This window comes from Acidisoma silvae, assembly GCF_020618775.1.
GTDB classification, from domain to species: domain Bacteria; phylum Pseudomonadota; class Alphaproteobacteria; order Acetobacterales; family Acetobacteraceae; genus Acidisoma; species Acidisoma silvae.
The window spans coordinates 85859-112759 of record NZ_JAESVB010000011.1 but is presented as its reverse complement, the minus strand read 5'-3'; the positions used below and the strand labels follow the sequence as shown (position 1 = coordinate 112759).

The window sequence follows — 26901 nt, the reverse complement described above, 5'->3', positions numbered from 1 at the left end:
GACAAAAACCCGGAGCGAGACATCGCTCCGGGCTTTTTACTTTGGGCGTGACACGCCGTAACGTCTCCAAACTGTCAAGCTGGCGACGCGCATCGTCCTGTAACCAGCGCGCGGTAGTGATTCCGCCAAGGTTGTGACTTTCTCATCTAAATGAATGACACCCAGCTTTCGATCGTCTTCCTATCCGGCGCATGTCGAAGCTGGACCACGTCGATTTCAATCGACGAGCGCTCCTATCTGCTCGAACGCCTTTTTGTCGCGGAACCGGCTTTGCCGGGCGTCATCGTATGCGAGGGGGACAAGCGCCTCGGCCTGCTCAGCCGGCGCGTCTTTCTGGCCGCTCTCAGCCAGGCCTATGGGCGGGAGATTTTCCTCAGCCGTCCGCTGCGGGAATTGCTGATTCCCGTCCGGTTGCAAACGCTGTTGCTGAGCGAGCATGTCTCGCTGTCCACCGCCTGCCGCGCGGCCTTGGCGCGCGAGGAGGTCACGCGGTTCGAACCCCTGCTGGTCAATGTCGGCGGCCAGACCTGCATCGTCCAGCTCGCCGATCTGCTGCTGGCCCAGGCCGCCGCGCTGGAGCGCACCATTGCCCTGAAAAACGAAGCCGTCGAACGCAGCACGAAGGTCGCCGCCGATTTGCAGGCGGCGCTGGCCGAACAGCATCAGCTGGCGTCTGAACTTCTGGACGCGCGCAATCTGGCGGTCCACGACGCGCTGCATGATCCGCTGACCGGATTGCTCAATCGCAAGGGCCTTTTTGCCGAAGTCGCGTCCCGGACGAAGTCGGGCCTGGATCAAAGCGGCAGGGCCTGCCTGCTGTTTCTGGACCTAGACCGCTTCAAGCTCATCAATGACAGCCTCGGCCATCACGCCGGAAACCAGCTGCTGGCCGAGGTCGCGCGGCGGTTGTCGGCCATCGCCCTCGACTGCGGGCGGGCCAACTGCATCGCGGCCCGGCATTCGGGCGACGAATTCGTGCTGCTCTGCGCCGCGTGTGATGGCGAGGCGGAGGTCATGGCGCTGGCGCAGGCCGTCCATCGGTCTCTGACCGCGCCTTATATGCTCAACGGCCAGTCCTATACCGTGGGGGCCAGCATCGGGGCGGTGGCTTGCCTCGGCGGTTATCAGGATTTCGAACTGGCGATGCGCGACGCCGATATCGCGATGTATATCGCCAAGCGCAGCAAGGATCGGCACATCGTGCTGTTCGAGCCGAGCATGCACAAGGTCGTCGAGCGGCGGGTGGCGCTGGAGGCAGAGCTGCGGCAGGCCGTGGCGCAAGGGGAATTCCGCCTGCATTACCAGCCGATCCAGGACGCCGGCACCGATAGCGTCTTCGCCTATGAAGCGCTGCTGCGCTGGCAGAGGCCGGACGGGCTGATGACCGCCAAGCATTTCATCGATCTGGTGGAGGAGACGGGGCTGACCAATGAGGTCGGCCTATGGGTGATGCGGACGGCGTGCCGGTGGCTGAAATCCATTCATGCCGACGGCCATGCGGGTGCGACCAAGGTGAGCCTGAACGTCTCTGCCGCGCAGATCATGAATATCAACCTGCCCGAGCAGATGGCCCGCATCTGTCAGGAGGAAGATCTCGATCCGGCGCATTGCATCATCGAGGTGACAGAGCAATCGGCCATGGTCGACCCGGAACGGGCGGCGCTGGTGTTGCAGGAATTGAAGCGCCTGGGTTTCTCGCTCGCTTTGGATGATTTCGGAACGGGCCATTCGTCTCTCAGCTGGCTGCATCAATACCCGTTCGATGTGCTGAAGATCGACCGGTCTTTGACCGCCGAGGTCGGGCAGCCGGGCGGGTCATCCAAGATGGCCGTCGGTATTCTCTATCTGTCCCAATTGCTGGGCCTGCGTGTGGTGGCGGAAGGGATCGAGGGGCAGACGCAGATGGATGCGCTGCACCGGCTCGGCTTCCGGCTGATGCAGGGCTATCACATCGGGCGTCCGCAGCCGGACTGGCCGGCGCCGTCCATCATGACAGCACCGGCGCCGAGCCTATCGGGCGGTGCCGGTCAAACCTTGTCGGCGTAAGCCAGCGCGCGTTCGAAGGTCGCGGGGTCGACATTGCCGCCCGACAGCAGAAGGGCAGTTGTCTTGTCCCGCCCGTCGAAGGCACCGGACAGAAGCGCGCCCAGGGTGATCGCGCCCGAGGGTTCCAGCACCAGTTTCAGATGCAGGAAGGCGAAGGCCATCGCCTCCAGCACCGCTTCATCCGTCACCACCACGCCGCCCGCGACATGGTCCTTGTTGACGGCGAAGGTGAGGTGGCCCTGGTTGGGCGACAGCAGGCCGTCGCAAAGGGTGGACCCGCCGGGGCCGTTCGTCTCGCGCTGGCCGGAGAGCAGCGACCGGCGCATGTCGTCGCGGCCTTCGGGCTCCACGGCATAGGATTTGGCGGCCGGGAAGCGGGACTGCACGGCAAGCGTCGCCCCGGCCAGCAGACCGCCGCCGCTGACCGGCGCCAGGATGGCGTCGACCGTCAGGCCGGAGGCCCGCGCGTCCTCGGCGATTTCCAGCCCCGCCGTGCCCTGGCCGGCCATGACCTGAACATGGTCATAGGGCGGGATCAGCGCGCCGCCGATGCGCTCGCATTCCGCCCGCGCCAGAGCCTCGCGGTCATCGGTCAGGCGATTGAAGGGCACGACGGTCGCCCCCCAGGATTTGGTCAGGCGGGTTTTGATGGCCGGCGCATCGGCCGGCATGAAGATGGTGGCCTTCAGACCGGCAGCGGCGGCGGCATAGGCCACGGCCTGGGCGTGATTGCCGGAGGAGAAGGCGACGATGCCGCCCGTATGGCCTTGCTCGACCAAAGCCAGCACCGCGTTCATTGCGCCACGCAGCTTGAAACTACCGGTATGCTGGAGATTTTCGGCCTTCAGCAGCACGGCGCCGCCGATGCGGCGCTCGAGCGCGGCACTGCGCAGCAGCGGCGTATGGCGCAGACGCGCGGCGCAACGGGCGCGCGCGGTTTCGATATCCTCGATGCTGGGCAGACGGTCGGTCACGGTGATGCTCCGGAAGGAAGGCGGGCGAGAAGAGCGGGCGCGTTCGGCCCAAGGGTGACGGCGTAAAGCCTGTAGCTTTCGCCGATTCGCCCATGGCGGCCACGGGCGATGGTGCCGAGCAGACGCATGCTGGTCCAGGGCGCGGTGTCCGGCGCATCGCGGCGGCGCATGGTGCGGATCAGCAGGCCGGTTGTCCCGGCCGGCAGGCCGGCGGTCGCCGGGCCGGGCAGGTTGAAATACTGCCAGCGGGGATCGTCGGCCAGAACGGGCAGGGCTCTCGGCAGGCGCAACGCCAGTTCGGACCCCAGCCCATATTCGTCGACCGCGATGAACTGCGCGCCGACCGTCTGGGCTTGGGCCTCGGCGCTCCGGGTCAAGGCCGGCCAGCCGCCGAGCACGCGGATCGTCGGCTCGGTGCCACCCAAGGGCAGCGGGCTGGCGATGGCCTGGACATAGACGATGAGCGTCAGCGCGAAACCCAGAATCGCGCCCGGCTTCAGCCAGCGCGCCGCCGCAGGCAGGGCGGCGGCGGCGATGACGGCAGCGGGGTAGATGATTTCCGGCCAATTGCCTTGCACGCGGTCGCCCAGCGCATGCTGGATGAAGACCAGCGCCGGAAGCACACCCGTCGCCACCAGCAGGCCGGCGGCGGCGTCGCGCGTCTTCACGGCGGTCAGCGTCGCGCGCCAAAGGCCGATGGCACAGAGGACGAAGATGATGGGGGTGGCGAGGCCCAGCTGGCCGCCGATCAGCTCGCCCAGAAACTGGACGGCGCGGGCCGGATGGAAATCGGCCGTGCGGCCGCCCTGTTTGGCGAAGCTGACCCAGTGATGATCGGCATTCCACAAAATCACCGGCAGGAACAGGATAAGTGCGGTGATCAGGCCGAGCCAGGGGCGAATGTCGTGAAATAGCCAGCGGCGTCCGAGCGGCGTCAGCAGCGCCCATAGCCCGATACCCGCCAGCAGCAGCGCCGCCGTATATTTGCTGTCGAAGGCAAGGCCGGCGGCAAGGCCTGTCACGATCCACCACCAGCCTGACCCGCCGGCGGCGATGCGGGCCGCCGCCCAGAGCGTCAGGATCCAGAAGAACAACAGCGGCGTGTCGGGCGTCATCAGCACGCTGCCGGCGCCAAACAGCAGTGTCGCGTTCAGCAGGATGGCCGCGCCATAGCCGCGCCCGACGCCTAAGGAGCGGGCGGCATCGAGCACAGCCCAAGAGCCGAGGGCCGTGCTGATCGGCCCCAGCAGTCGGATGCCGAGACCAGTATTGCCGAACAGCGCCGTGCCGATATGCACCCAGGCCGCGACCATGAAGGGATGGTCGTAATAGCCAGCGGCCGGCGCCTGCGCCCAAAGCCAGTAATAGGCTTCGTCCGGGGAGACCGGGATGGCGGCGGCGACGGCAAGACGCAGCACTGTCAGCAGGCCCAAAGCCAGCGCGAACAGAAAGGCGTCGGAACGGAGGGGGGAACGGTCGGTCATCGGTGTCAGCCTATCGCCCAAGCCGGGCCGCGCGCACCAGTGACGAAATCGGAGCCCTAACCCCAGTCTTCAGGCCTGCCCGCGCTGTGCCGCGATGGCGGCAATGGTCGCCGCCCGGTCCGGCCGCGCGCGCCGGCTTTGATCCTGAACCCGCGCCAGGATCGCGGGCGCGGCGGTTTCAGGACTGCCGGCCGCAAATGGGGGCGCGGGCGCATATTCCAGGCCAAGCTGCACCACCTGTGCGGTCTCGGCGTCGGTCAGCTCCGCGATGACGGTCAGCGCGAAATCGATGCCGGCGGTGACACCGCCACCGGTGAGGATATGGCCGTCCCGCACCACACGCGCGTTTTCCGGAATGGCACCGAACAGGGCCAGACTGTCGCGCCAGGCCCAGTGCGAGGTCGCGCGCTTGCCCACCAGCAGCCCGGCGGCGGCGAGAATGAGTGAACCGGTGCAGACGGCGGTGATGTACCGGGCGGAGGCCGCCAGCCGCGCGACCTCTTCCATATAGGCCGGGTTCTGCATGGCATCGGTCACGCCGCCGCCGCCCGGCACGCAGATGACATCGGCGCGGGCAATCTCTTCCAGGGGCGTGAGATCGGCGAAGGTCAGCCCCTGTGCCGCGATCGGCGCGCCGCCCAGCGAGGCAGCGATGGGCCTGAGGCCCGGCGTCTGCGCGAAAAGCTGGAACGGCCCGGTGAAGTCGAGCTGCGTGACACCGGGAAAGAGCGGAAAGACGATGGTGATCGGGCTTTCCGTCATGGGTTAGACCGTCCGCCAGACCAGGGTGGAGGAGACCGCGTAGTTCCACACCACGCCGATGGCAGCACCGATGGCGGCCGCCGCCAGGCCGTTATGGCTGGCGCTGGAAAACAGCGCCGTCGCGATGCCGACATTGGCAATGGCGCCCAGGCCGCAGACCAAAATGAAAAGGACCAATCCCCGCATCAGCTTCGGGCCGCGCAGGCGGTGCGTGCGGTAGGTGAGGCGGTTATTGAGCTGAAAGTTGAACAGCATGGCGATGACGGTCGCGATGATTTCGGCGGCGACGAAGGTCAGCCCGATGCCCTGGCCGGCCCAGACGGCCAGCAGGTTCACGATCATGCCCAGCGCGCCGACCAGCGCGAAGGCGATGAAGCGCATCGGCACATAGCCGCGCAGACCCTTATCCAGCAGCAGGGAGGCGAACTGGATCATCACCAGCGCATCCAGCTTGCTCTCTCCCGCCTCGCGCTTATGGAACTGGCAGGGCATTTCCAGCACCCGCAGCCGCTCGGGAGCGGACAGGATCAGATCCAGTAGGATCTTGAAACCCTGGCCGGACAAATGGGGCGCGATGCTCTCGAACCGGCTGCGCGGCATCATGAAGAAGCCGCTCATGGGGTCCGTGATCTTCATGGGCAGAAAATACTGGGCGACGGAAATGCCGGCATTGGAAATGCGATGGCGCGTGGCCGAGGACAGGCCGTCCGAAGACCCGCCATCGACATGGCGGCTGCCGATGACGACATCGGCCCGGCCGGCGCGCAGCTCGGCCAGCATTTTGGGCAGGATCGTCTGGTCATGCTGCAAATCGCCGTCCATCACCGCCACGAAATCGGCGGAGGAGGACAGCGCGCCCTCGATGACGGCGGTGGACAGGCCGCGCCGGCCGATGCGGCGGATGCAGCGCACCTGCGGGTTGACCCGCGCGAAGGCCCGCGCCTCCTCGGCCGTGCCGTCCGGGCTGTTGTCGTCGACGAAGATGACCTCCCAGTCCACACCCGGCAGGGCGGCCCCGATACGCTCGATCATCGGGCGGACGTTCGGCCGCTCCTTGTAGCAGGGCACGACGATGGACAGCTCCGCGCTGGTCCGGCGCGGGGCGGCGATAGCGGCGGCCGGGGTTGGCCAGACAGGCTCTTCGGTCATGTGGTAGTCCATAGGCGAGGCCTCCGACGCGCGAAAGCCCCCAAGGCTTTGCCCGGCCTCCTTAAAGCACCCGATTTGCGGCGGTTTTCTGGCGCAGGCAGGGCAGAGTCGCGCCCGATCCTAAAGCCAGAAGCGGGTGTTCATCTTTTCTTCGGTGGCGATGGCATCCGTGGATTCGACGTGCACTTCCCGGAAATAGGCATCCAGGTCCAGCGTCCAGGACCGCATGTCGCGCACGATATCTGAATATCGGTCCGCGAGCAGTGTCGATTGCGGATCAAGATTGGTGATCGCAATCAGACCCGTGGGCTGCGCGTCATAGGCCGCAATCTCCAGATCGGGCCGATACCGTTTCAAGGCCAAAGCCGTGCGCCAGACGTCACCCGTCCACCAGCCGTAGCGCCGGTCTCCGGTGGACGAGCCGGTGCCTTGCACGCGTGACGTCATGCCCTCGTCAAGCGGCAGGCAGTCATGCAGCAGGATGACGGAGTTCTGTTTGCAGTGGGGTTCCGTATGCATGAAATCCCGCAGCAGGAACTCGCAGCGATGCATACCGTCCAGGAATGCCAGATCAACCAGGCGACCAAAAATCGTGCTCGGTTGATGACTCTCAAAAAAATCATCGCTTGGCATCTGGAACAGGTGGCAGGCAGGCTTGTTGTTGACGGTTGCGCCGGAGCTGATCTGAAACTGCGGGTCGATGGCGATGCTGGCGCAGGTTGCTAAAGAAAGCGTAAACCCATTCTGCGTGCCGATCTCCAAATAGGTCTTGGGTCGAAGGCGCTTATGGAACCAGCCCAAAACCGTTTTATAGTCGGTTCCGATATGATCCGGCTTGGACATGATACATGCCTTCATTGCTCAACCGTGGTGGTAGCGGCGCCAGCATGATTTGGCAAGATAGCCGCCCGGAGGCGGAGAAACGCCATGCCGCCGGTCAGCCGAGAGGTCCGATCTCCGTCGCGATCCCGTGTCCGGGGACAGCGAGGTCGCGCGCCAGGGTGGTCGCCAGAAAGTCGATCAACAGCCGGGTCTTGATCGGCAGATGCCGCCGCGAGGGATAGACGGCATTGATGGGCGTCGTCTCCACGGCGTGGTCCTGAAGGACCATTTGCAAGGCGCCCGACGCGATCTCGGGTGCGACGATCCAGGCCGGCATATGCGCGATGCCCAGATGGGCGAGGAGAGCGGCCCGGCCCTGCTCGGCGTCGCTGGTGCGGAAGGGCCCCTGCGGATGATGGGTGACGCCGCGCGCATAGGTCCAGGGCCGAATATCCTGGCGGGAGGTAAAGCCGATGCAGGCATGATCGATCAAATCACGCGGCGCCTGCGGCACGCCGTGACGCGCGAAATAGACTGGTGTGGCAACCGTCACGAAAAAGCTTTTCGCCAGCAGCCGTGCGGTCATTGATGAATCACTCAGATTGCCGTGCCGGATGGCGAGATCGAAGCCGTCTTCAATAAGATTGATGTGGCGGTCGGTGGCCGCCATCTCGACGCTGATATCAGGATAGGCCGCGAAGAATGCGGGCAGATGCGGCACGACATATAGGCGTCCAAACACCGGGGCGACGGACAGGCGCACCAGCCCGGAGGGTTTGGACTGGCCCTGGCCGACCAGGGATTCGATTGCGGAAAAATCATCCACCAGCCGCAAGGCGGCGTCATAGACGGTCTGTCCCAATTCCGTCACGGCCATGCTGCGCGATGTGCGCTGCAAAAGCTGCGCGCCCAACCGCGCCTCCAGTGCCGCGACCTGCTTGCTGGCAGCGGATTGGCCGATCCCGGCCTCGCGCGCGGCCGCCGAAAAGCTGCCTTTTTCCACCACGCGCACAAACAGCCGGATGGCGTCGAGCCGATCCATGGTCGCTCCCTCATTCTGTCCTGATCGGACTAGATGGTAGTCTTAGCTCCTGTCTATCTGTGTCTTTTGGAATGGATCAAAGCTGTGCCACAGGGGCCGGGCTTGGCCGGCCCTGATAGCGAGCAAGCCATCATGACCAAACCTGCTTTTCCTGATCTGATCGAAACGCGGCATCCGCTGCCCGAGGCCGAGCGCGGTATCGAGCGTGACCTGCTGGCCGCAACCCAGCAGCATTTTGCGACTTTCCCCGGCACGATGCGGGACGCCTATGACGCCATGACGGACCAGACGCCGATGGCGGACGGCATGGCACTGGAACAGATCGATGACGGCGCGATACAGGGCTGGTGGGTGCGCCCGGCTGGCGCGCCGGCGGATCGCGCCATCCTGTTCCTGCATGGCGGCGCCTATATGCTGGGTTCGGCGGCCGGCTATCGCGGCTTCGCCAGCCAGATGGCCGCCCGCACGGGCATGGCCGTCTTCGTGTTGGATTATCCGCGCGCCCCGGACCATCCCTTTCCGGCCGCTTTCGACGCGGCCAGCTTGGCCCGTCTATGGCTGGCCGGCCAAGGCGTCACGCAGATCGCGCTGGTCGGGGATTCCGCTGGTGGCGCGCTGGCGCTGGCGATGTTGGACGGGCAGGGACCGCAGGTCGCCTCCGTCATTGTCTTCTCGCCCTGGATCGACCTGACATTGACCGGCGCGTCCTTCAAGGACGAAACCTATGACCCGATCTTCAAGCCGCAGATATTGGTCAAGGCGGTGGAGACCTATCTGGCCGGGGCCGATCCGCGCGACGGCCGGGCGTCACCGCTTTACGCCTTGCCTGCCGCGCTGCCGCCGCTGGCCATCCAGGTCGGCACCGACGAATTGCTGCTGGATGACGCGCAGCGCTACGCCGAAGCGGCCGCCGGCAAATCCAAGGAGGTCCGTTTGGACATCTACGAAGGGCTGCACCACGTCTTTCAGCGCTCGGTGGCGCAACTGCCCTCCGCGCGCCGGGCGCTGGACGACGCCGCGTCCTTCATCGCGCGCCATTGGCGGGGGTGAGGCGGCGACACCGTCAAAATGTGAATGCCGGGGCGGCCGAGCCCGGATCAAGACTGCGCGCCGTTTGAATTTTATCAGTCCATGACTTGAGGTTTCGGCTTCCCCGCATCCGTTCCGGATAATGCGACTACGAAATACGACGGATTGATCGTATTTCTGGGCATCGCGAAAACGACGCGACAAGGAACAGGATGATGATGACAGCAAACAGAACGGCGATCGTGACCGGCGCGTCCAAGGGTATTGGCGCGGCTATCGCCAGACGTCTCGCTGCCGACGGCTTTCAGACGGTGGTCAATTACGCGGCGAGCCAGGACGCCGCAAAAGAGACGGTGGCCATCATCGAAGGCGCCGGTGGCCGCGCCATCGCCATTCGCGCCGATGTGTCCGATGCCGCCGCCGTCACCGCTTTATTCGACGCGGCGGAAGATGCCTTCGGGCCAATCGATGTCGTCGTGAACAATGCCGGCATCAGCAAGATGGCGCCGCTCGCGACGGTGACGGACCAGGATTTTCACCAGCTTCTGGCCGTCAATCTGACCGGCGCCTTCAATGGCATGCGTGAGGCCGCCCGGCGGGTTCGCGACGGCGGGCGGATCATCAACCTCTCAACCAGCATCATCGGCGCCTATCTGCCGGGCGCGGGCGTCTATACGGCGACCAAAGCAGCGGTGGAGGCGCTGACCCATACCTTGGCCAAGGAACTCGGTGCGCGTCAGGTTACCGTCAACGCCGTGGCGCCGGGCCCGGTCGCGACCGATTTGCTTTTTGTCGGCCGGTCCGAAGACCTGTTGCAGCGTCTGGCGCAGGACAGTCCGCTCGGCCGCCTTGGCCAGCCGGAGGATATTGCCCGTATCGTCTCGTTCCTGGCCGGCCCCGACAGCGGTTGGGTCAACGGCCAGGTGATCAAAGCCAATGGCGGCCGCAATTGACCTGCACTAGCTTTGGTCTATCGGCTGAGACGGCCCGTAAGCGTTCACGTCAATCAACGCAGAAACCGAGATTGCGTGAGCGAACATGACCCCTATCGACCAGCCTGACTTGTCCTATCGCCGTGTCGTCATTCTGACGGCGGCGCTTTTTGTCTCTTACCTGTCCGTCGCCATGTCGCTGCCGGCGGTGCCGCTGCATGTCGTCATCGGCCTGCATCTCAACAACGCATTCGGCGGCGTGGCGGTCGGCATCGCCTTCCTGTCGACCATCCTGTCGCGCGGCTATGCCGGCACCGCCGCCGACCGGCATGGCGGCAAGCGGTCCATGCAGCGCGGCCTGGTCGTCTATGCGGCGGCCGGGTTGATCTGTCTGCTGTCGACCTGGTCCGGCCTGACGGCTTCGGCCGATTACGCGGTGCTGATCGCCGGCCGCCTGCTGCTGGGCTTGGGCGAGAGCTTGGCTTTGGTCGGCATGATCGGATGGTCCATCGGCCTGATGGGCCAGGCCCGGTCTGGCAAAGTTCTGTCGCTCGTCGGTATGGGCATGTACGGCGGCTTTGCCGTGGGCGGCCCGCTCGGCCTGTGGCTGATGCATCGCTTCGGCTTCGGCGGATTGATGATCGTCTGCGCGGTGGTGCCGCTATTGGGGCTTATCGCCATCCAGACCGTTCCGGCCGTGGCGCCGCATGGCGGCAGACGGGAATCCTTCTGGAAGATCATCGGGCGGATCTGGCGGCCGGGTGCGGCCGTCGGCCTGCAAGGGGTGGGTTTCGCGGCGCTCGGTGCCTTCTTCTCCCTCTATTTCCTCAGCCGTCACTGGCCTTATGCGGGTCTTGGCCTGACCTGTTTCGGCCTGGGTTTCGTGGCGGTGCGGGTGCTGTGCGGCCATTTGCCGGATCGGATCGGCGGCACGCCGGTCGCCATCGTTTCGCTCGCCGTGGAAGCCTGCGGGCAGTATCTGCTCTGGGCTGCGCCCGGACCGGTCCTGGCGCTGGCCGGCGCGCTGTTGACGGGTCTTGGCTGCTCGATGGTCTTTCCCGCCATGGGGTCCGAGATCGTCAAGCAGATGCCGCCGCAGCTGCGCGGCACGGCGCTGGGCGGTTTCGCGGCTTTCCAGGATCTGGCCTATGGCGGGACCGCACCGCTGGTCGGCATTCTGGCCGATCGTCACGGCTATGCGCCGGTTTTCCTCATCGGCGGTATCGCGGCCACGATCGGCCTCGGCATGGCGGTCTGGGCGCGGCAGGCCGCGCGTACCGCCCAGGCTTAGCCGAAGGGCGGCGTCCAGCCGGGCGCGGCCATTTCGAAACCGCTGAACAGAAAAGCCGGGGAGACGGTACAGGAAACCAGCGTCCAGTCGCCCAGGCTTTCCGCCCGCTGCCAGGCATCCTGCGGCACGAAGCCCTGAAGGCTTTGGCCCGCGCCCAGATCGGGGCCGAGCGTCACAGGGGCGTGCGGCGCGCCTGCCGCCGCCACATCCAGCCGCAGCGGCGCGCCGGCATGCCAGAACCACATTTCGACCGCGTCGACTTTGTGCCAATGGCTGACGACGCCGCGCGGCAGCAGGAAATGGATGGCGGTCGCGACACCGCGATGCGTCTGATCGCCGTCGCGGAAGGTCTCGCGGTAGAAGCCGCCTTCGGGATGCGGCAGCAGGCCGAGGGCGGCTACCACATCATCGGCCGAGAGGTCCGGGCGGCGAAGATCGATCACGCAACCGGCCCCTGTCAGGCCGGTGGCACGGTTTCGGCGAAGGACGGCACGGCGGCCGCGAAGGCTTCCAGCCAATGGGCGAGGCGGGGATGGCCAGCCCGCCAGTCATCCGCGGCAAAGCGGAAATCCAGATAGCCGAGCGCGCAGGCGACGGTGACAGTCCCGATCGTCGGATGGCCGATCTCAGGCGGGCTTTCCTCCAGCGCGGCGAGACCGCGCGTGACGACCGCCTTCTGCCGCAGGATGACCTGGGCGCGCGTCTCTTCCTCCGGGCGCACGCTTTCCATGCGGGCCAGAACGGCGGCGTCCATCATGCCGTCGCCCAGCGCCTGCTGTTTGAGGGCAATCCAGCGCGGTCCGCCATGGTCGGGGAAAAGCGGCGGCGCATCGCCCAGGCTGTCCAGATATTCGCAGATGAGAGGACTGTCGAAGAGCGACACGCCGTCTCCGGTCACCAGACAAGGGATCTTCGACAGGGGGTTAACAGACAGAAGGTCCGGCGGAGAGACGTGCGGGTTGCTGGACAGCCGCTCGATCTGGGACAACAGCCCCCGGATCTCAGCGGCGATGACCACTTTGCGCACGAAGGGACTGGTGGGCGAATAGAACAGCTTCACCGGATGATCCTTTATGGGATGGGCGCAATCACAGCCGACAGGCCGCGATCACGCTTTGAATTCGTCTTTGAGCTGGCGGATGCGCCCGAAGCTGACGGCATCGCGCGCCAGCAGATAGGGGTTCACCGGCAGTTCGTCTTCCAGTCGCACCGGCAGCGTCGGCTGGCCGGAGGCCCGCAGCCGGTCGACCTCGGCCGCCTTGTCGCGCAGCGCCAGATTGTCGGGGTCGATGGACAGCGCGAAGCGGGCGTTGGACTGCGTATATTCATGCCCGGCATAGATGAGCGTGCGCGGCGGCAGGGCCGCGATCTTGCGGAAACTGTCGAAGAACTGCGCCGGCGTGCCTTCGAACATGCGGCCGCAACCCAGGCTGAACATGGTGTCGCCACAGAACAGCATCGGGCCGTCCGGCAGGAAATAGGAAATATGGCCGACCGTATGGCCCGGCGTGTCAATTACCTCCACCCGATGGCCGAAAAGGTCGAAGGCCTCGCCGTCGCGCACGCTCTGGTCCAGCGGCGGCAGGCGATGGGAATCGAGCGCCGCGCCCACGATCTGCGCGCCGAACCGGCTGCGCAGGGCTTCCGCGCCGCCGATGTGGTCATTGTGGTGATGCGTCAGCAGCACGGTATCCAGCGCGCCGCCCATGGCTTCCACCGCATTGCTCGCGGCCTCGCTTTCGGCCGGGTCGATGAAGGCAAGCTTGCCGGTCGCCTCGTCCCGCAGGAGCCAAGCATAGTTGTCGGAGAGCATGGGAACGGGAATTACGATGAGTGCCATGGCACGAACCTAGCATTGGCGGCTCCGTGCGCAAATGCACCCAGGCTATTCTTTCGACCAGATCGCCGTCCTGTGTGCTTTACGCTATGATCACCGCAATGGCACTCGACGTTCATGCAGCAGCCGATTTCTACGCCACCGCTCAGGGGATCGTGGCGGCGCGCCTGATACGGCAGCGCATCGCGGGGCTTTGGCCGGATATGACCGGACGCGCGGTGCTGGGCCTGGGCTATGCGCCGCCTTATCTGCGCGGCTGGCGGGAAGACGCGCGGCTGACGGTCGCCGTCACCCCCGCCCAATATGGCGCGGCTCGCTGGCCGGTGGGGGCTGCCAATCTCACCTGCATGGCGGAGGAGGACGCGCTGCCCTTCGCCGGGCCGACCTTCGACCGCGTGCTGCTGATCCACGGGCTGGAAGGGGCGGAGAATGCGCGCCGCCTGTTGCGGGAAATCTGGCGGGTGATGAAGGATGACGGGCGGCTGATGGTCGTCACCCCCAACAGGCGCGGCATGTGGGCCTATTTCGAGAACACGCCCTTCGGCCAGGGCACGCCCTATTCCGCAGGCCAGGTGGGGCGGTTGCTGTCGCAAAGCCTGTTCCGCGTCGAACACCGGGAAACCGCTTTGTTCCTGCCGCCTTTGGAAATGCGCCTGTTGCTGCGCAGCAACAGGCTGTTCGAGCGTGTCGGCCATTGGGCGGTGCCGCAATTCGCCGGCGTCACGATCGCGGAGGCGGTAAAGGATGTCTATTCCGCCGTGCCGACCAATATGACCCGCTCGCGCCGCTTCGTGCTGGCTGAGGCGCCCTAGGAATTTAGTCCTGACTCATCACGCGGCGACGGCCGTTTGTTCAAGCCCTGCGACCGCGCGCCGCATGAGTTTGTGGCTGATGTCGGTCGGGATCTGACGTCGGGAATTGGCACGCGGGCGATCCATCTCGACGATCGGGATGTCCAGACCATACAGCGTCTGATGCTCCGCCCAATTGTCGAAGATCATCCGGTCGACATTATCGACGAAAGTCTCGGCCGGCGCGCCCTCCGCCAGGATCAGCGAGTGCTCGGCCAGTTCGATATGATAATAGGTGAAACGCTCCGGCATCGTGCGTTCCTGCACGATCGACAAGCAGTTCACGAGCGCGCCGGCCTGAATCAGAATATCGTCGACGAGCATGGCATGATCCGGCGATACCAGCAGGTCGCGCAGAGGAACGTTGTCGCGGAGCGCCCCTGCCTTGATCCGGATCGGCATGGTTTTGAGGGGATCGGCGAAGCGCGTGGAAACGGTGCAGACGCCGATCCATCGGATAGGCTGGTCGCCATGCAATGTGGTGGCAACGATGTCACCCACGGCCAGGCTTTCGACGGCGACGTCACCTCGTGATGTCTGGATCAATGTTCCTTGCAGGAAGCATGGTACAAGCGGCGCATCGAAAACGATTTGCGTCGGAGAGAGGGACGTAACGCCGTTCAAAAGAAACTCCGTGCCGTCCGACAGGGTGACAACTTCGCCATTTACTGTCGATTCCGTTGCGTATTCCGCACCGTAGCCGTCCAAAACAAGCCGGTCCGCGCTGCCGAAGTTGGAAACCTGATAATTGCCCCCGGCCGCACCGTTAACGGCGCCGACGGTATCGGCGCCACTTCCCAGAAAAATCCTTCCAGTTCCGGAACCAGCCACGAAGATGTCGGCGGCGCTGGAAGACGACAGAGTTTCGCCCTGCACAATACCACCGGCACCGCTCAGGGTTTCGCTGCCGGAACCGGCATAGAAAATCACCGGCGTGCTGCCGGTCGCATAGATCTGATCGCCGTTCCCGCCACCATGAAACACGGTCGTGGCACCGGTGGTGCTGCCGGCACCGGCAATCAGGACATTGTTGCCGCCTGATCCGCCATAGACGGTGCCACCGCCGACGCCCACCACAGCCGTGTCCGTGCCCGTACCTGGCGCGACAAACAGCGCACCTGCGGCAACGCCGGTTTCGTAGATAAAGAGGTTGGCCGAGCCCGGATTGATCGTGGCCTGGCCGGTACCGATATTGATGGTATCCGTGCCGGCGCCATTCGCCGTGATATCGTCATGGCCTTCCGAATAGATCAGCGAACTGCCGCCGCTGACCGAGACGGTATTCTGCCCCGTGCCTGCGTTGACCACCGCGTTTCCGGTAACGGCGATGGTGTCATTGCCGGCGCCGGTATTGACTTGGTAATTGCCGCTGCCGGTCGTTGACGTGGTGATCAGATTGTTGCCGTCGCCCGCAGCGATATAGTCGATGGCGGATCCGGACGGGGTGATATTGGTATAGGTCAGTCCGGAACTGCCGGCGACGACGGTTTCGCCCACGCCACCGCCGGTGATCGTGGTGGTGCCGCCTGTGATGACGATACCGACATCGCTCGTCGGGATAGAAACTATCGCGCTGGGCGTAGTATTTATGAAAACGACACCGTTCGGCGCGCTGGGGGCGACCGTGCCGCTTGTATAGATAAGCGGTGTCAGGTTGCCGCTCTGAAGGCCGGTGCTGAGCGCCATCGCCAAGGTATTGGCGTACGGAGCTGAATCATCCGAAGAGTAATTCAGTGTGACCGAGACCCCCGAGCCTGCGACTGTCACTGTAGGCATGTTGGCCTCCGCAATTTTGCTTGTCAGGACTATTAAGATCGCACCCTAAGTGCAAAATTCGTACGATGTCGAGATGACATTGTGCGTACGCTCAGGCGAGGCTGACGCTGTTTCAAACCCTTCGAGGGCTCACGCAAAGCGATCATTCGGTCTTGAACTTTGGGCGATACGGCCGCTGGCCGGTCAGTGTCCGGCCGCGATCTTGATCGCGGTTGCGCGGCAGGGCTGGGTTCCGCCACGCCGGTCACGTTGCCGTGTGCCGCCCCCTCCCGTTTTTGCAGGCGGGACCATGTCTCCATTCAAGACGAGATGCCGGTCCTGCCTTAGGCCGGCGCTGTTCATTGGGGGGCGATGATGTTTCTGATCCTTATCATTATTCTGCTCGTGCTGGTCTTCGGCGGCGGCGGCTACGGCTATAGCCGCGGCTATTACCGGGACCGTCCGCATTACGGTTACGGCATGGGCGGCCTCGGCTTCTTTCTGGTCGTGGTGCTGATCCTGCTGCTGCTCTTCGGCGGCCATCACTACTAGGCGCTCGGCCATCCGGCTGAGGGAAAAGGGGCGCGGCACCGATCAGGGCCGCGCCCTTCTCGTGTCAGCCCATCTTGCGCGCTCAGCCCGGGCGGCGCAGGCTCCCTCTCAGAAAAAGACTGAGGGAGGGGCCGCCGGAATGATCAGCCTGCCGGAGCCGAAAGCCGAGACGCTGGCCAAGCGTGACGCCATCATTGCGGGGTTGCGCCGGATTCTGCCCGACAGCGGTGTCATCGCCGACGCGGCAAGGCTGAAACCCTATGAGATGGACGGGCTGACCGCCTATCGGCGCCCGCCCTTGGCCGTGGCTCTGCCGGAAACGACCGAGCAATTGGCGGCGATCCTCCGTTTTCTGCATCAGGAAGATGTGCGCGTGATTCCGCGCGGTGCCGGCACCAGCCTGTCCGGCGGTGCCTTGCCGCTGGCGGATGGCGTCGTCATCGGCATGATGCGGATGAACCGCATTCTGGAGATCAACTACGATGACCGCTTCGCCGTCGTGCAGGCGGGCGTCACCAATCTTGGTATCACCGCCGCCATGCAGGCGGATGGGTTCTTCTACGCGCCTGACCCGTCCAGTCAGCTGGCTTGCATGATCGGCGGCAATGTCGCGATGAATTCCGGCGGCGCGCATTGCCTGAAATACGGCGTCACCGCCAATAATCTGCTCGGCCTGAAGATCGTCACCATGGAGGGCGATATTCTGGATATCGGCGGCGCGCATCTGGACGCCGCCGGGTATGACTGGCTGGGCCTGCTGACGGGTAGCGAAGGCCAGCTCGCCATGGTGTCGGAAGTCACCGTCCGCATCCTGCGCGCGGCAGAGGGCCAGCGCGCCATGCTGGCGGCCTTCCGCTCCAATGAAATTGCCGGCGCCTGCGTCGACCGCATCATCGGGTCCGGCATCATCCCCGTGGCGCTGGAATTCATGGACCGCCCGGCGATCCATGCCTGCGAGGATTTCGCCCATGCCGGCTACCCGCTGGACGCGGAAGCGCTGCTGATCATCGAGGTTGAGGGCTCAGTCGCCGAGCAGGATGACCTGCTGGGCCGCATTCGCGCCATCTGCGACGATTTCGACCCGATCAGCTGCCGGGTGTCGCAGACGGCCGAGGAGAGTGCGGCGATCTGGAAAGGCCGCAAAGGCGCTTTTGGCGCCGTGGGCCGTATCAGCCCCGATTATCTCTGTATGGACGGCACCATCCCGACAGGCCAACTGCCGCTGGTGCTGCGCCGGATCGGTGAGATGAGCGAACAGTACCGCCTCAAGGTCGCCAATATCTTCCATGCCGGTGACGGCAATCTGCATCCGCTCATCATGTTCGATGCCAATGACCCGGACAGTTTCCATCGCGCGGAAGCCTTCGGGGCCGATATCCTGCGCCTCTGTGTCGAGGTCGGCGGCTGCCTGACCGGGGAACATGGCGTCGGCGTCGAGAAGCGTGACCTGATGCATCACCAGTTCACCGCGACGGAACTGGATCAGCAGCGCGCCATCAAAACGGCCTTCGATCCGGGTTGGCTGCTCAACCCAGCAAAGGTCTTTCCGCTGGTGGCCGCCTGACGATGAGCGCCACGGCTGATCTTTCCGTCATCGCACCCGCCGATGAGGCGGCAATGGCAGCGGCGGTCGCGGACGCACGCGCGGCGCGGCGACCCCTGCTGGTGCAAGGCTTCGGGTCCAAATCCGCCATGCTGCGGCCGGTGCAGGCGGATGCGACCCTCTCCACCCGCAATCTCACCGGCGTCACGCTCTATTCCCCGCGGGAACTGGTGATTGCGGCGCGCGCGGGCACGCCGCTGGATGAGATCGAAGCTTTGCTGCACCAGAACGGCCAGCAGCTGACCTCCGAGCCGCCGGACCTCTCGGCGCTTCTGGGCAGCGCAGGCGGGCAAAGCTGGGGCGGTATCGTCGCCGCCAACCTCAGCGGGCCGCGCCGCGTCGCCTGGGGTGCGACGCGCGACCATGTCATCGGCATCCGCGCCATCAATGGCCGTGGAGAGGTCATCCGCGCCGGTGGGCGGGTGTTGAAGAACGTCACCGGGCTGGACCTCTGCAAGCTCATCGCCGGCAGCCATGGCACGCTCGGCATCATGACCGACATCACCATGAAGATACTGCCGGCGCCGGCCGCGACCGGCGCGCTGATCCTGCGCGGACTGGACGCGGTGCATGGCGTGGCGGCGCTGTCGGCTGGCCTCGGGTCGCCCTTCGGCGTCTCGGGCGCGGCCTTTCTGCCGGCCTGGGCGGCTGACGGCATTCCGGGCCTGGGCTCGCAAACCGTCACCGTCCTGCGGATCGAGGAATTTCCCGCCAGCGTTGCCTATCGGCTAGAGCAACTGGCCGGCACGCTGGCGCGGTTCGGCAAAAGTGAAATTCTGGATGAGCGGACAGCGAAGCGCGTCTGGACGGCCATTCGCGATGTCACGCCCATACGGCCGGGCGCTGGCGAGGCGGTGTGGCATCTGTCCACCCGGCCGTCGCGCGGGCCGACGCTGCTGGCGCTGATCGAAGCGGCCGGGGCGCGCGGCTTCATGGATTGGGGCGGCGGCCGCATCTGGGCGGCAGGACCGGCGACGCCCGCTTTGCATGACGCCATTACGCATGCGGTCTGGGATCTGGGCGGCACCTTCACGCTGATGCGCGCGCCGGACAGCCTGCGCGCATCGGTGCCGGTGGTGCCGCAGGAAGCGCCTCCGCTCGCCGGGCTGACGCGGCGCATCAAGGCGGCGATGGACCCTGACGGCATCTTCAATCCGGGCCGGATCTACGCGGGGCTATAGACAGCGATGCAAACTCATTTCTCCGCCGAACAGTTGCGGGATTCCGATACCGCTGCCTCCAACACCGTGCTGCGCACCTGCGTCCATTGTGGCTTCTGCACCGCGACCTGTCCCACCTTCGTTCTGCTGGGCGACGAATTGGATAGTCCGCGCGGACGCATCTATCTGATCAAGGAGATGCTGGAATCCGGCAAGCCGGCGACGGAACCGGTGGTGCGGCATGTCGACCGCTGCCTTTCCTGCCTGTCCTGCATGACGACCTGCCCCTCGGGCGTGAACTATATGCATCTGGTCGATCATGCCCGCCGCTATATCGAGGAAACCTACACCCGCCCCTGGCCGGAGCGGATGCTGCGCGGCGTGCTGGCGCGGGTTCTGCCCAATCCGCGCCTCTTTCGGCTGGCGCTGCGGGCGGCGGCCTTGGCGCGGCCTGCGGCAGGGCTGATCCCGACCGGCACCGTCACCGGTAAGCGGATGCAGGCGATGCTGTCTCTGGCGCCCACAGCACTCCCGTCCGACAGTCCAGCGCAAAGGCCACAGGTCCATCAGGCCCAGGGCGTGAAGCGCGGGCGCGTGGCGCTGTTGACCGGCTGCGCCCAGAAGGTGCTGGCGCCGCGCATCAATGACGCGACGATCCGCCTGCTGACGCGCCTGGGCATCGAGGTGGTAATCCCGCCGGAGGTCGGCTGCTGCGGGGCGCTGACGCATCACATGGGCCAGCACGATCCGGCCATGGCGGCGGCCCGCGCCGCGATCGCCGGCTGGACAAGGGAGATCGACGGCGCGGGACTGGACGCGATCATCATCAATACCTCGGGCTGCGGCACCACGGTGAAGGATTACGGCTTCATGTTCAGGGACGCGCCGGAAGCCGCACAAGCGGCGCGCGTCTCCGGGCTGGCTGCCGATATCTCGGAATATCTGGTGCGGATCGACTACCAGCCGCAGCGCGGCGCACCGGGGCTGACGGTCGCCTATCACGCGGCCTGCAGCTTGCAGCATGGCCAGAAAGTGACGGGCGCACCGAAGGCGCTGCTCAAGACGGCCGGTTTCACGGTGGTCGAACCGCGTGACCCACATCTGTGCTGCGGGTCTGCCGGGACTTACAACATCCTGCAACCGGAGATTGCCGGACAGCTTCGCAGCCGCAAGCTGGCAAATTTGCAGGAGCGCCGGCCCGATGTGATTGCCGCCGGCAATATCGGTTGTATCACCCAGCTTTCGGGCAGCGATCTGCCGGTTATGCATACGGTGGAATTGCTGGATTGGATGGCGGGTGGCCCGCAGCCGTCGGGTCTTGCTGCCGGCGGGTCTTGAGCGGCGGATACAGTCACCCCAAATGATAAGACACGCAGTTTCCGTAGGTTATCCCCAGATCCTGTAACATTCGGCCGCAAATGAGGCTTTACTTTTCCAGGCGATCTGTAATGGAAAGGGACCTTCCGCCGTTCGGCTGGGCGGTAAGCGCCGTGGGGAACGAAGGATGACTGATCGATACATCCGGCAGGGCTCGGACGGCAGCGTTGCGGGCGTGCGCGCGAAACGTATCGGCCATTGTCTCGGTGCGGCAAATGCCGTCGTGCCGCAGAGGGCTGATCGCTAGCCTATGGCTCTTGAACGCGACACAGGCAGACGCCGCCTGGTAAAAGCCTTTCTGTCGGCAGTGCTGGTGTTTTTTGCGCTGGCGGCCGCGGCAACCTCCTATCTGGTGCTACAGCAGACGGCCACCGCTCATCGGTTGGCGAGCTATAATCTGGCTTTCGACGCCAGCCAGGGTACGGCTGAGGTCATGCGGCTGGAAACCACGGCCGCGCGGCTGGCGCTTAAATTGCCCGAAACATCGGTCGCGGTGCTGCGTCTTCGTTTCGCCATCCTCCAGAACCGCGTCACGGTTTTGAACCGGGCGGAATTTATCGATTTTATCGCTGGCCACCCTGAAGTGTCGGACATCCTGCCGCGCCTGTCGACGGCGGTGAACCAGATCGCCCCGCTGGTCGCGAACCCGGAGCAGCCGGGCGCTTTGCAGCAGATCATCCTGACGCTGCAGCCGCTGGAGCCGAGTCTGATCGAATTGACCTCGCTGACGGCCAATACGGTCGGCGACAATATCGAGGCCGGCGAGATTCGCCTGCAATGGCTGCACACCATTTCGGCCGGGTTCACCGGCATGCTGATCGTGCTCGGCGTGCTGCTGATCGTGCTGCTGCTGCGCGACAATCGCCTGATGGCGGAGAATTACCGGCGCCTGATTCGGCTGACCGATGAGCTGCAACGCACCGGCGTGCAGCTTTCCACCGCCCATGGCGTGATCGCGGCGGCGAATGACGAATTGAATGCCCAGAACGCCGTGCTGCGCAGCCGCGATCAAGACCTGGCCGTGCAGAACGCGCGTTTCGACGCCGCCCTCAACAATATGTCCCAGGGCCTGCTGATGGCGGACGGGGCAGGGCAGGTCATCGTCTGCAACAACCGCTTTCTGGAGCTTTTCGGACTGGACTGGTTGGACGCGCCGCCCGGCCGGGAGATCAGCGCGCTGTTCGCCCAGGTGGCCGAGCGTGGCGTGGTGCCCCCCGCGGTCGGTCGCCAGTTGCTGGACCGCGTCCTGGCGCTGACGGGCAAAAGCGATCAGGTCGCCTTCCTGGCGGAAAACGATCAGCAGGCCATCAAGGTCGGCCATAAGCCGATGGCGGATGGCGGATGGGTCGCGACCTTCGAGGATATTACCGAACAGCGCCGCGCCGACGCCAAGACCGAACATCTGGCCCATCACGACATTCTCACCGATCTGCCGAACCGCCTGATGTTCGGACAATCGCTGCAAACCACGCTCGACTGCCGGGCCTCCGGCAGCTTTTTTGCGCTGCTGCTGCTCGATCTCGACGACTTCAAGGACGTCAACGACACGTTGGGGCATCTGGCGGGCGATACGCTTCTGGTCGCGGCTGCCGAGCGCCTGCGCCGCTGCATCGGCGCAGAGGACAGCGTGGCGCGGCTGGGGGGCGATGAATTCGCCATCGTCCAGACCAGACCGCGCAGCGTCGCCGATACCGAGGAACTGGCCCGCCGCATCGTGGCGACGATTTCCGAGCCGTTTTACTTCGAAGGCCAGCGCGTGGCGGCCGGCGCCAGCATCGGCATCGCGCTCTGCACCGATACTGGCATGACCGATGCGGAAAGCCTGCTGCGCAGCGCCGATATGGCGCTGTATCGCGCCAAGGCCGAGGGCCGCAGCACCTGGCGCTTCTTTGCCCCTGAGATGGAAGAGGTCGTGCGGGTGCGGACGGCCATCGCCTCCGATATCCGCAACGCGCTCGACCGCCAGGAACTGGAGCTGGTCTATCAGCCGATCTTCTCCTTCGCGACCGGCCGCCTGCGCCAGTTCGAAGCGCTGATGCGTTGGCGCCACCCGACTCTGGGCTATGTCACGCCGGACCGTTTCATTCCCGTGGCCGAAGAGACCCGCCTGATTTTGCCGATGGGCGAATGGGTGATCGGCGAAGCCTGCCGCACGGCCATGAACTGGCCGGAGGATGTGCGGATTGCGGTCAATCTGTCGCCCGTTCAGTTCCGCTCCCTCGCGCTGCCCCGCGTCATCGAAGAGGCACTGGCGCGTAGCGGCCTCGCGCCGCAACGGCTGGAACTGGAAGTCACCGAAAGCGCACTGCTACAGGACGGCGACGATGTGCGCGCCATGCTGCGCGAATTGCGTGCGCTGGGTGTGACCGTGGCGCTGGATGATTTCGGCACCGGCTACGCCTCGCTCGGCTATTTGCAGCAGTTTCCCTTCGACAAGATCAAGATCGACCGCAGCTTCGTCAGCCAGATCGTCACCCGCGCGGATTCACTCGCCATCGTCGAATCCATCCTCCATCTCGGTGCCAAGCTGGGCATGGTGACGACAGCGGAAGGGATCGAAACGCAGGAGCAGCTTGAAATCCTGCGCGGTTTCGGCTGCGATCTGGCGCAAGGCTATCTGTTCGACCGACCGCAGTCTTTTGCGACGATACAGCGCAAGATGGCTGAAGGCGTCTACGACCCGCCCGCCCGATAGGGGACCGGAGGCCGTCAGGTTTTGACTGCAAAACCGTCATACCCGCGTCAGCGGGTATCGTCTGGGTCGAGCGCCGTGACCGAGAATAGATGCCCGTTTTCACGGGCATGACGCTGGGGGGCTCCAACCAAGTCCGGCAAAATCCGGGGTTTAGTCCGCCGTTTCGTCCAGGAAATGCACGGTGGAACCGCCGTCCACCACCTTGTCCACAATGGCCGCATTGAAGGCACGGCCATGCGCACTGGCCATATGGGCCGCAAAAGCAGCGTCATCGGCATAGATTTCATCGACATGATAGGCGCGCGGATTGTCGGCGCGCGTATAGGCCACGAAGCGCAGGCAGCCGGGTTCCGCCCGCACGTCGCGCGTCAGGTCCGCCATCATCCGCTGCAAGGTCTCCTCATGGCCGGGCAGAACTTCGAAGGTCGCGTAAAGAGCTTTCGGCATTGCAGCATTCCGTGGTTATGGGCGTCGTCATCAGACAGCGCGGTGGCCGTTCAGGCAAGCGGCGGCAGCGCGTGAGGCGTCACGGGGTGAAATGCGTTAGCCGCAGGCTGGACAGATCGGTCAATCCGCTGCCGCCCAGATTGGTCCAGCCGGCATGGATCACGATCATCATTTCGTCGGACGCGGCCTGCGCATCCCCCGCCGCAATCGCGGCGACGAGGGCCGCATGGTCATGCGGTCCCAGCGCCTCGGATTCGGTTTTCTGGTCGGGCGTGCTCATGGAGAAACTTGCCAGCAGAGCCGTGCGAATCAGCGCGCCGATGGATTGCAGGAAGGGGTTGCCGGTATTTTCCAGAATGAAAAGATGAAAGGCGAGATCCGTACTGGCGATGACATCGCGCGACTGCCCGGGTTCGGTCATGCGCGCCGCCAGTTCGGAAAGATGCCTGACGCTTTCGGCATTCTGCCGCGTCGCCATGATGGCGGCGGCCATGGGCTCGAACGCTTGCCGCAACGTGAAGAGATGGGCCAGAAAAGCGCGATCCACGCCGGCGGCAAAGTGCCAGTCCAGAATATCGGCGTCGAACATATTCCAGTTTCGCTCGCCCAGAACCCGCGTGCCGACGCGGGTTTTGGGATGAATCATGCCTTTGGACGACAGTTTCTGCAAAGCCTCGCGCAGCGTGCTGTTGGAAACCTTGAACTGGCGACTAAGGACTTCTTTGGCCGGCAGTAGGCTGCCAGCGGGATAGCGGCCGGAGACGATATCCAGGCCGATGCCACGCATGACCATATCATGCGCGGCTTCGGGTCGCTTGCGAATACGGGGGCCGACACCCGTGCGGCGACGCGGAACCGGACTAAAGAGTCGCGCCATGATCTTGCTCGGTGGCGCTACTACTTTTGTGCGCTGCAATTTGGAATAAATTCCGGAACGGCAATATCGCGCACGAGTGCGTAACTTGCACAGCCATCCTTCATCCTTTCCAAAGAGATGGCTTCTAATCGTCCATCCATTTGAAAAACGATACGATAATGTGGCTGTAATTATTAATCACATAAATGGCATCGACGAATTTTTCCGCTTTCCGATTGCGGGTGTCAGCGCCCCCAGCCGGCAACACGGATCTTCTTATCGGTCTCATACTGATTGAGCGCGTAGACGGCCCAGATTGCGGCAGGAATCCAGCCGATGATCGTCAGATGCAACAGCAGACACAGAAGTCCCGACCAGGGACGACCGATGAAGAAAAAAGAAACCGCCGGCAGCAGCAGCGCCAGAAGAAGACGCATGGAACCCTCATCCAAAAAAGAGCGCGGCGACAGCGCCGCTCTGTGGCTCAAGATAAGGGTAAAATCCCCGCTGTCATCCTAAGACTGGAAATCAGAATCCGAGTGGCCCGAGGCGAATGGCGGGCGCCATGGCGCCCGCCGGCAAGGCGGGGGCGAAAGGCGGGCGCACCAATAGGGCGTCGGCCGCCGCCAGCCGGCTGATCTGACCCGAATCCTGCGTCTTGTAGGGATAGGCGGCCCAATCGCCGTCTTCCCGCACCAGCAGAGACGCGCGCACGTAATCTTCGCGAATATCATTGGCCGGCAGATCGGCCCCCAGACGCACATTTTCCGCCAGCGGCGCATCTCCGGGCAGACCCTGAAGCTTTTCCAGCGCGGGCACCAGGAACAGGATGCTGCACACGAGGGCCGAGACGGGATTGCCGGGCAGGCCCAGCATCGGCACATCACCCAGCCGTCCATGCATCAGCGGCTTGCCCGGCCGCATGGCGATACGCCAGAAATCCAGCACCAGCCCAGCCGTGGCCAAGCCTTCCTGGACCAGATCATGCGCCCCGACGCTGGCGCCCCCGGTCGTGACCAGCATGTCCGCGCCCCGCGCAGCGATGGCGGCGGCAGCAATGGCGGGAAGCTGGTCCGGCACGGTCGGCAGCAGCACAGGCACGCCGCCCGCCGCGCGCACGAGGGCGGCGAGGGCGGGACCGTTGGAGGAAACGACGCCGCCCGGCGGCAGCGGCTCACCGGGCAAGGCGATCTCGTCACCGGTGCAGAGGATCACCACACGCGGGCGGCGATGCACCGCGACCCAAGGGTGGCCGGCACCGGCAGCCAGCCCGATCAGGCGCGGATGCAGGCGCTGGCCGGCCTGAGCAACCGTCTCTCCTTGCGCGAAATCAGCGCCCTGATAGCGGATATGGCGGCCTTTGGCCGTTGCCTCATTGACCGTCACCCAATCGCCTTCGGCGGTCGCGTTCTCCTGGATCAGGATGCTGTCCGCGCCATCCGGCACCACACTGCCGGTGAACAGGCGCACGGCCTCGCCGAGTTCCAGTCGATCCGCGAAGGGATGCCCGGCCGGCGCCGCCCCGATGACACGCAGGCGCGCGCCGGCAGCGGCATCCGCCGCCCGCACGGCATAGCCGTCCATGGCCGAGACATCGGCCGGCGGATTGGACAGGCGGGCGGTGAGGGGGGCGGCCAGAATACGGCCATGCGCCTCCATCAGCGACACCGTTTCGGCGGGCGTCGGCACAAGCCCGGCCAGAATGCGGCTCCGCGCTTCGGTGACGGAAATCATGGCGCGGCGTAATCCCCGGATGCGCCGCCGGATTTCTCGGTCACACGCAGCCCGTCCACGACCATGCCGCGATCGACGGCCTTGCACATGTCATAGATGGTCAGCGCGGCCACGGAGGCCGCCGTCAGCGCCTCCATCTCCACCCCGGTGCGGCCCGTAGTGCGGACGGTGGCGATAATCTCGATGGCGGAGGAAGCGGCGTCGCTGTCGAAGATAACGGCGACGGCGCTGATGGGCAGGGGGTGGCAGAGCGGAATGAGGTCCGCCGTGCGTTTCGCGGCCATGATGCCGGCCAGACGCGCGACGCCCAGCACATCGCCCTTTTTGGCCTCGCCGCTCTGGATCAGGGCTAAGGTCGCGGGCAGCATGCTGATCCGCGCCCGCGCGGTCGCCGTCCGCGCCGTTTCCGGCTTGGCGGAGACATCGACCATCGCGGCCTGGCCGGAGGCATCGAAATGGGTCAGCCGGTCGCCCGTCTTTTGCGTCATCGCCCGGCGTCCTTC

General features: G+C 65.0%; 25 protein-coding genes. 10 read left to right on the top strand and 15 right to left on the bottom strand.

Annotated features, from left to right (window positions below; genetic code table 11):
* The first annotated feature begins 150 nt into the window (after positions 1 to 150).
* A complete protein-coding gene (locus ASILVAE211_RS18925) occupies positions 151 to 2046 on the top strand; it encodes a putative bifunctional diguanylate cyclase/phosphodiesterase (RefSeq protein ID WP_227322923.1) in 1896 nt (631 codons plus the stop codon).
* Here ASILVAE211_RS18925 and ASILVAE211_RS18920 read toward each other — a convergent pair.
* The 6 genes from ASILVAE211_RS18920 to ASILVAE211_RS18895 all read right to left on the bottom strand — a co-directional run bounded on the left by ASILVAE211_RS18920 (position 2028) and on the right by ASILVAE211_RS18895 (position 8279).
* Entirely contained in the window at positions 2028 to 3020 is a 993-nt protein-coding gene (locus ASILVAE211_RS18920; RefSeq protein WP_227322922.1) for a threonine ammonia-lyase, read from the bottom strand. The genes ASILVAE211_RS18925 and ASILVAE211_RS18920 overlap by 19 nt on opposite strands.
* Positions 3017 to 4504, bottom strand: coding sequence for a glycosyltransferase family 39 protein (locus tag ASILVAE211_RS18915; protein WP_227322921.1), 1488 nt, complete (start codon positions 4502 to 4504; stop codon positions 3017 to 3019). The genes ASILVAE211_RS18920 and ASILVAE211_RS18915 overlap by 4 nt, the downstream gene beginning before the upstream one ends.
* A gap of 69 nt (positions 4505 to 4573) precedes the next feature.
* Positions 4574 to 5266, bottom strand: coding sequence for a DJ-1/PfpI family protein (locus ASILVAE211_RS18910; RefSeq protein WP_227322920.1), 693 nt, complete (start codon positions 5264 to 5266; stop codon positions 4574 to 4576).
* 3 nt (positions 5267 to 5269) lie between these two features.
* On the bottom strand, positions 5270 to 6415 hold the full coding sequence (locus tag ASILVAE211_RS18905; protein ID WP_227322919.1) for a glycosyltransferase: 1146 nt from the start codon (positions 6413 to 6415) through the stop codon (positions 5270 to 5272).
* 120 nt (positions 6416 to 6535) lie between these two features.
* Positions 6536 to 7258, bottom strand: a complete 723-nt coding sequence (locus tag ASILVAE211_RS18900; protein ID WP_227322918.1) for a class I SAM-dependent methyltransferase — start codon at positions 7256 to 7258, stop codon at positions 6536 to 6538.
* A gap of 94 nt (positions 7259 to 7352) precedes the next feature.
* On the bottom strand, positions 7353 to 8279 hold the full coding sequence (locus ASILVAE211_RS18895; RefSeq protein ID WP_227322917.1) for a LysR family transcriptional regulator: 927 nt from the start codon (positions 8277 to 8279) through the stop codon (positions 7353 to 7355).
* A gap of 132 nt (positions 8280 to 8411) precedes the next feature.
* On the opposite strand from ASILVAE211_RS18895, the gene ASILVAE211_RS18890 reads away from it, so the two are divergent.
* From ASILVAE211_RS18890 to ASILVAE211_RS18880, 3 genes are all read left to right on the top strand, one after another.
* A complete protein-coding gene (locus tag ASILVAE211_RS18890; protein WP_227322916.1) occupies positions 8412 to 9329 on the top strand; it encodes an alpha/beta hydrolase fold domain-containing protein in 918 nt (305 codons plus the stop codon).
* A 197-nt stretch (positions 9330 to 9526) separates the two neighbouring features.
* Positions 9527 to 10261, top strand: a complete 735-nt coding sequence (locus tag ASILVAE211_RS18885; RefSeq protein WP_227322915.1) for an SDR family oxidoreductase — start codon at positions 9527 to 9529, stop codon at positions 10259 to 10261.
* Between the two features lie 85 nt (positions 10262 to 10346).
* Positions 10347 to 11531 carry an MFS transporter gene (locus ASILVAE211_RS18880; RefSeq protein WP_227322914.1) on the top strand — a complete coding sequence of 395 codons (1185 nt, stop codon included), beginning with the start codon at positions 10347 to 10349 and terminating at the stop codon, positions 11529 to 11531.
* Here ASILVAE211_RS18880 and ASILVAE211_RS18875 read toward each other — a convergent pair.
* Genes ASILVAE211_RS18875 through gloB form a run of 3 tightly spaced genes read right to left on the bottom strand, consistent with a single transcriptional unit; the run spans position 11528 to position 13371 of the window.
* On the bottom strand, positions 11528 to 11974 hold the full coding sequence (locus ASILVAE211_RS18875) for a cupin domain-containing protein (RefSeq protein ID WP_319799599.1): 447 nt from the start codon (positions 11972 to 11974) through the stop codon (positions 11528 to 11530). The genes ASILVAE211_RS18880 and ASILVAE211_RS18875 overlap by 4 nt on opposite strands.
* Before the next feature lie 14 nt (positions 11975 to 11988).
* On the bottom strand, positions 11989 to 12591 hold the full coding sequence (locus tag ASILVAE211_RS18870; protein WP_227322913.1) for a glutathione S-transferase N-terminal domain-containing protein: 603 nt from the start codon (positions 12589 to 12591) through the stop codon (positions 11989 to 11991).
* A gap of 48 nt (positions 12592 to 12639) precedes the next feature.
* Positions 12640 to 13371 (bottom strand): hydroxyacylglutathione hydrolase, encoded by a 732-nt coding sequence (gloB, locus tag ASILVAE211_RS18865; protein ID WP_227322912.1) that lies wholly within the window; start codon positions 13369 to 13371, stop codon positions 12640 to 12642.
* Positions 13372 to 13469: 98 nt separating this feature from the next.
* Between gloB and ASILVAE211_RS18860 the strand changes: the two genes are divergently transcribed.
* The gene (locus tag ASILVAE211_RS18860) at positions 13470 to 14180 is read left to right on the top strand and encodes a class I SAM-dependent methyltransferase (RefSeq protein ID WP_227322911.1); all 711 of its coding nucleotides are present in this window, start codon (positions 13470 to 13472) and stop codon (positions 14178 to 14180) included.
* Between the two features lie 18 nt (positions 14181 to 14198).
* Here the strand turns inward: ASILVAE211_RS18860 and ASILVAE211_RS18855 are convergent, their stop codons facing one another.
* On the bottom strand, positions 14199 to 15995 hold the full coding sequence (locus tag ASILVAE211_RS18855) for a Hint domain-containing protein (protein WP_227322910.1): 1797 nt from the start codon (positions 15993 to 15995) through the stop codon (positions 14199 to 14201).
* Between the two features lie 354 nt (positions 15996 to 16349).
* On the opposite strand from ASILVAE211_RS18855, the gene ASILVAE211_RS18850 reads away from it, so the two are divergent.
* The 5 genes from ASILVAE211_RS18850 (at position 16350) to ASILVAE211_RS18830 (ending at position 23361) form a co-directional block, all read left to right on the top strand.
* Positions 16350 to 16526: a DUF3309 domain-containing protein gene (locus ASILVAE211_RS18850; RefSeq protein WP_227322909.1), complete on the top strand. Its 177-nt coding sequence runs from the start codon at positions 16350 to 16352 to the stop codon at positions 16524 to 16526.
* A gap of 139 nt (positions 16527 to 16665) precedes the next feature.
* Positions 16666 to 18090: an FAD-linked oxidase C-terminal domain-containing protein gene (locus tag ASILVAE211_RS18845; RefSeq protein ID WP_227322908.1), complete on the top strand. Its 1425-nt coding sequence runs from the start codon at positions 16666 to 16668 to the stop codon at positions 18088 to 18090.
* 2 nt (positions 18091 to 18092) lie between these two features.
* On the top strand, positions 18093 to 19310 hold the full coding sequence (locus tag ASILVAE211_RS18840) for an FAD-binding protein (RefSeq protein ID WP_227322907.1): 1218 nt from the start codon (positions 18093 to 18095) through the stop codon (positions 19308 to 19310).
* Positions 19311 to 19316: 6 nt separating this feature from the next.
* Positions 19317 to 20627, top strand: a complete 1311-nt coding sequence (gene glcF / locus ASILVAE211_RS18835; RefSeq protein WP_227322906.1) for a glycolate oxidase subunit GlcF — start codon at positions 19317 to 19319, stop codon at positions 20625 to 20627.
* 289 nt (positions 20628 to 20916) lie between these two features.
* The gene (locus ASILVAE211_RS18830; protein ID WP_227322905.1) at positions 20917 to 23361 is read left to right on the top strand and encodes a putative bifunctional diguanylate cyclase/phosphodiesterase; all 2445 of its coding nucleotides are present in this window, start codon (positions 20917 to 20919) and stop codon (positions 23359 to 23361) included.
* A gap of 150 nt (positions 23362 to 23511) precedes the next feature.
* Here ASILVAE211_RS18830 and ASILVAE211_RS18825 read toward each other — a convergent pair whose 3' ends face one another.
* The 5 genes from ASILVAE211_RS18825 to moaC form a co-directional block, all read right to left on the bottom strand.
* Positions 23512 to 23808, bottom strand: a complete 297-nt coding sequence (locus ASILVAE211_RS18825) for a putative quinol monooxygenase (RefSeq protein ID WP_227322904.1) — start codon at positions 23806 to 23808, stop codon at positions 23512 to 23514.
* A gap of 79 nt (positions 23809 to 23887) precedes the next feature.
* Positions 23888 to 24685 (bottom strand): FadR/GntR family transcriptional regulator, encoded by a 798-nt coding sequence (locus tag ASILVAE211_RS18820; RefSeq protein ID WP_227322903.1) that lies wholly within the window; start codon positions 24683 to 24685, stop codon positions 23888 to 23890.
* Positions 24686 to 24909: 224 nt separating this feature from the next.
* A complete protein-coding gene (locus ASILVAE211_RS18815) occupies positions 24910 to 25101 on the bottom strand; it encodes a YqaE/Pmp3 family membrane protein (RefSeq protein ID WP_227322902.1) in 192 nt (63 codons plus the stop codon).
* 91 nt (positions 25102 to 25192) lie between these two features.
* Positions 25193 to 26398, bottom strand: coding sequence for a molybdopterin molybdotransferase MoeA (locus ASILVAE211_RS18810; RefSeq protein ID WP_227322901.1), 1206 nt, complete (start codon positions 26396 to 26398; stop codon positions 25193 to 25195).
* Positions 26395 to 26886 carry a cyclic pyranopterin monophosphate synthase MoaC gene (gene moaC / locus ASILVAE211_RS18805; protein WP_227322900.1) on the bottom strand — a complete coding sequence of 164 codons (492 nt, stop codon included), beginning with the start codon at positions 26884 to 26886 and terminating at the stop codon, positions 26395 to 26397. The genes ASILVAE211_RS18810 and moaC overlap by 4 nt, the downstream gene beginning before the upstream one ends.
* Positions 26887 to 26901: the final 15 nt, after the last annotated feature.

What these genes read in the sequence shown, in the direction of transcription:
- ASILVAE211_RS18925 (WP_227322923.1), top strand. Translation starts at nt 151, where the DNA reads ATGAATGACACCCAGCTTTCGATCGTCTTCCTATCCGGCGCATGTCGA.
- ASILVAE211_RS18815 (WP_227322902.1), bottom strand. Translation starts at nt 25,101, where the DNA reads ATGCGTCTTCTTCTGGCGCTGCTGCTGCCGGCGGTTTCTTTTTTCTTC.
- ASILVAE211_RS18855 (WP_227322910.1), bottom strand. Translation starts at nt 15,995, where the DNA reads ATGCCTACAGTGACAGTCGCAGGCTCGGGGGTCTCGGTCACACTGAAT.
- ASILVAE211_RS18895 (WP_227322917.1), bottom strand. Translation starts at nt 8,279, where the DNA reads ATGGATCGGCTCGACGCCATCCGGCTGTTTGTGCGCGTGGTGGAAAAA.
- ASILVAE211_RS18810 (WP_227322901.1), bottom strand. Translation starts at nt 26,398, where the DNA reads ATGATTTCCGTCACCGAAGCGCGGAGCCGCATTCTGGCCGGGCTTGTG.
- ASILVAE211_RS18885 (WP_227322915.1), top strand. Translation starts at nt 9,527, where the DNA reads ATGACAGCAAACAGAACGGCGATCGTGACCGGCGCGTCCAAGGGTATT.
- ASILVAE211_RS18900 (WP_227322918.1), bottom strand. Translation starts at nt 7,258, where the DNA reads ATGTCCAAGCCGGATCATATCGGAACCGACTATAAAACGGTTTTGGGC.
- ASILVAE211_RS18850 (WP_227322909.1), top strand. Translation starts at nt 16,350, where the DNA reads ATGTTTCTGATCCTTATCATTATTCTGCTCGTGCTGGTCTTCGGCGGC.
- ASILVAE211_RS18820 (WP_227322903.1), bottom strand. Translation starts at nt 24,685, where the DNA reads ATGGCGCGACTCTTTAGTCCGGTTCCGCGTCGCCGCACGGGTGTCGGC.
- ASILVAE211_RS18915 (WP_227322921.1), bottom strand. Translation starts at nt 4,504, where the DNA reads ATGACCGACCGTTCCCCCCTCCGTTCCGACGCCTTTCTGTTCGCGCTG.
- ASILVAE211_RS18905 (WP_227322919.1), bottom strand. Translation starts at nt 6,415, where the DNA reads ATGACCGAAGAGCCTGTCTGGCCAACCCCGGCCGCCGCTATCGCCGCC.
- ASILVAE211_RS18880 (WP_227322914.1), top strand. Translation starts at nt 10,347, where the DNA reads ATGACCCCTATCGACCAGCCTGACTTGTCCTATCGCCGTGTCGTCATT.
- ASILVAE211_RS18910 (WP_227322920.1), bottom strand. Translation starts at nt 5,266, where the DNA reads ATGACGGAAAGCCCGATCACCATCGTCTTTCCGCTCTTTCCCGGTGTC.
- glcF (WP_227322906.1), top strand. Translation starts at nt 19,317, where the DNA reads ATGCAAACTCATTTCTCCGCCGAACAGTTGCGGGATTCCGATACCGCT.
- gloB (WP_227322912.1), bottom strand. Translation starts at nt 13,371, where the DNA reads ATGGCACTCATCGTAATTCCCGTTCCCATGCTCTCCGACAACTATGCT.
- ASILVAE211_RS18845 (WP_227322908.1), top strand. Translation starts at nt 16,666, where the DNA reads ATGATCAGCCTGCCGGAGCCGAAAGCCGAGACGCTGGCCAAGCGTGAC.
- ASILVAE211_RS18825 (WP_227322904.1), bottom strand. Translation starts at nt 23,808, where the DNA reads ATGCCGAAAGCTCTTTACGCGACCTTCGAAGTTCTGCCCGGCCATGAG.
- ASILVAE211_RS18860 (WP_227322911.1), top strand. Translation starts at nt 13,470, where the DNA reads ATGGCACTCGACGTTCATGCAGCAGCCGATTTCTACGCCACCGCTCAG.
- ASILVAE211_RS18830 (WP_227322905.1), top strand. Translation starts at nt 20,917, where the DNA reads ATGGCTCTTGAACGCGACACAGGCAGACGCCGCCTGGTAAAAGCCTTT.
- ASILVAE211_RS18890 (WP_227322916.1), top strand. Translation starts at nt 8,412, where the DNA reads ATGACCAAACCTGCTTTTCCTGATCTGATCGAAACGCGGCATCCGCTG.
- ASILVAE211_RS18840 (WP_227322907.1), top strand. Translation starts at nt 18,093, where the DNA reads ATGAGCGCCACGGCTGATCTTTCCGTCATCGCACCCGCCGATGAGGCG.
- moaC (WP_227322900.1), bottom strand. Translation starts at nt 26,886, where the DNA reads ATGACGCAAAAGACGGGCGACCGGCTGACCCATTTCGATGCCTCCGGC.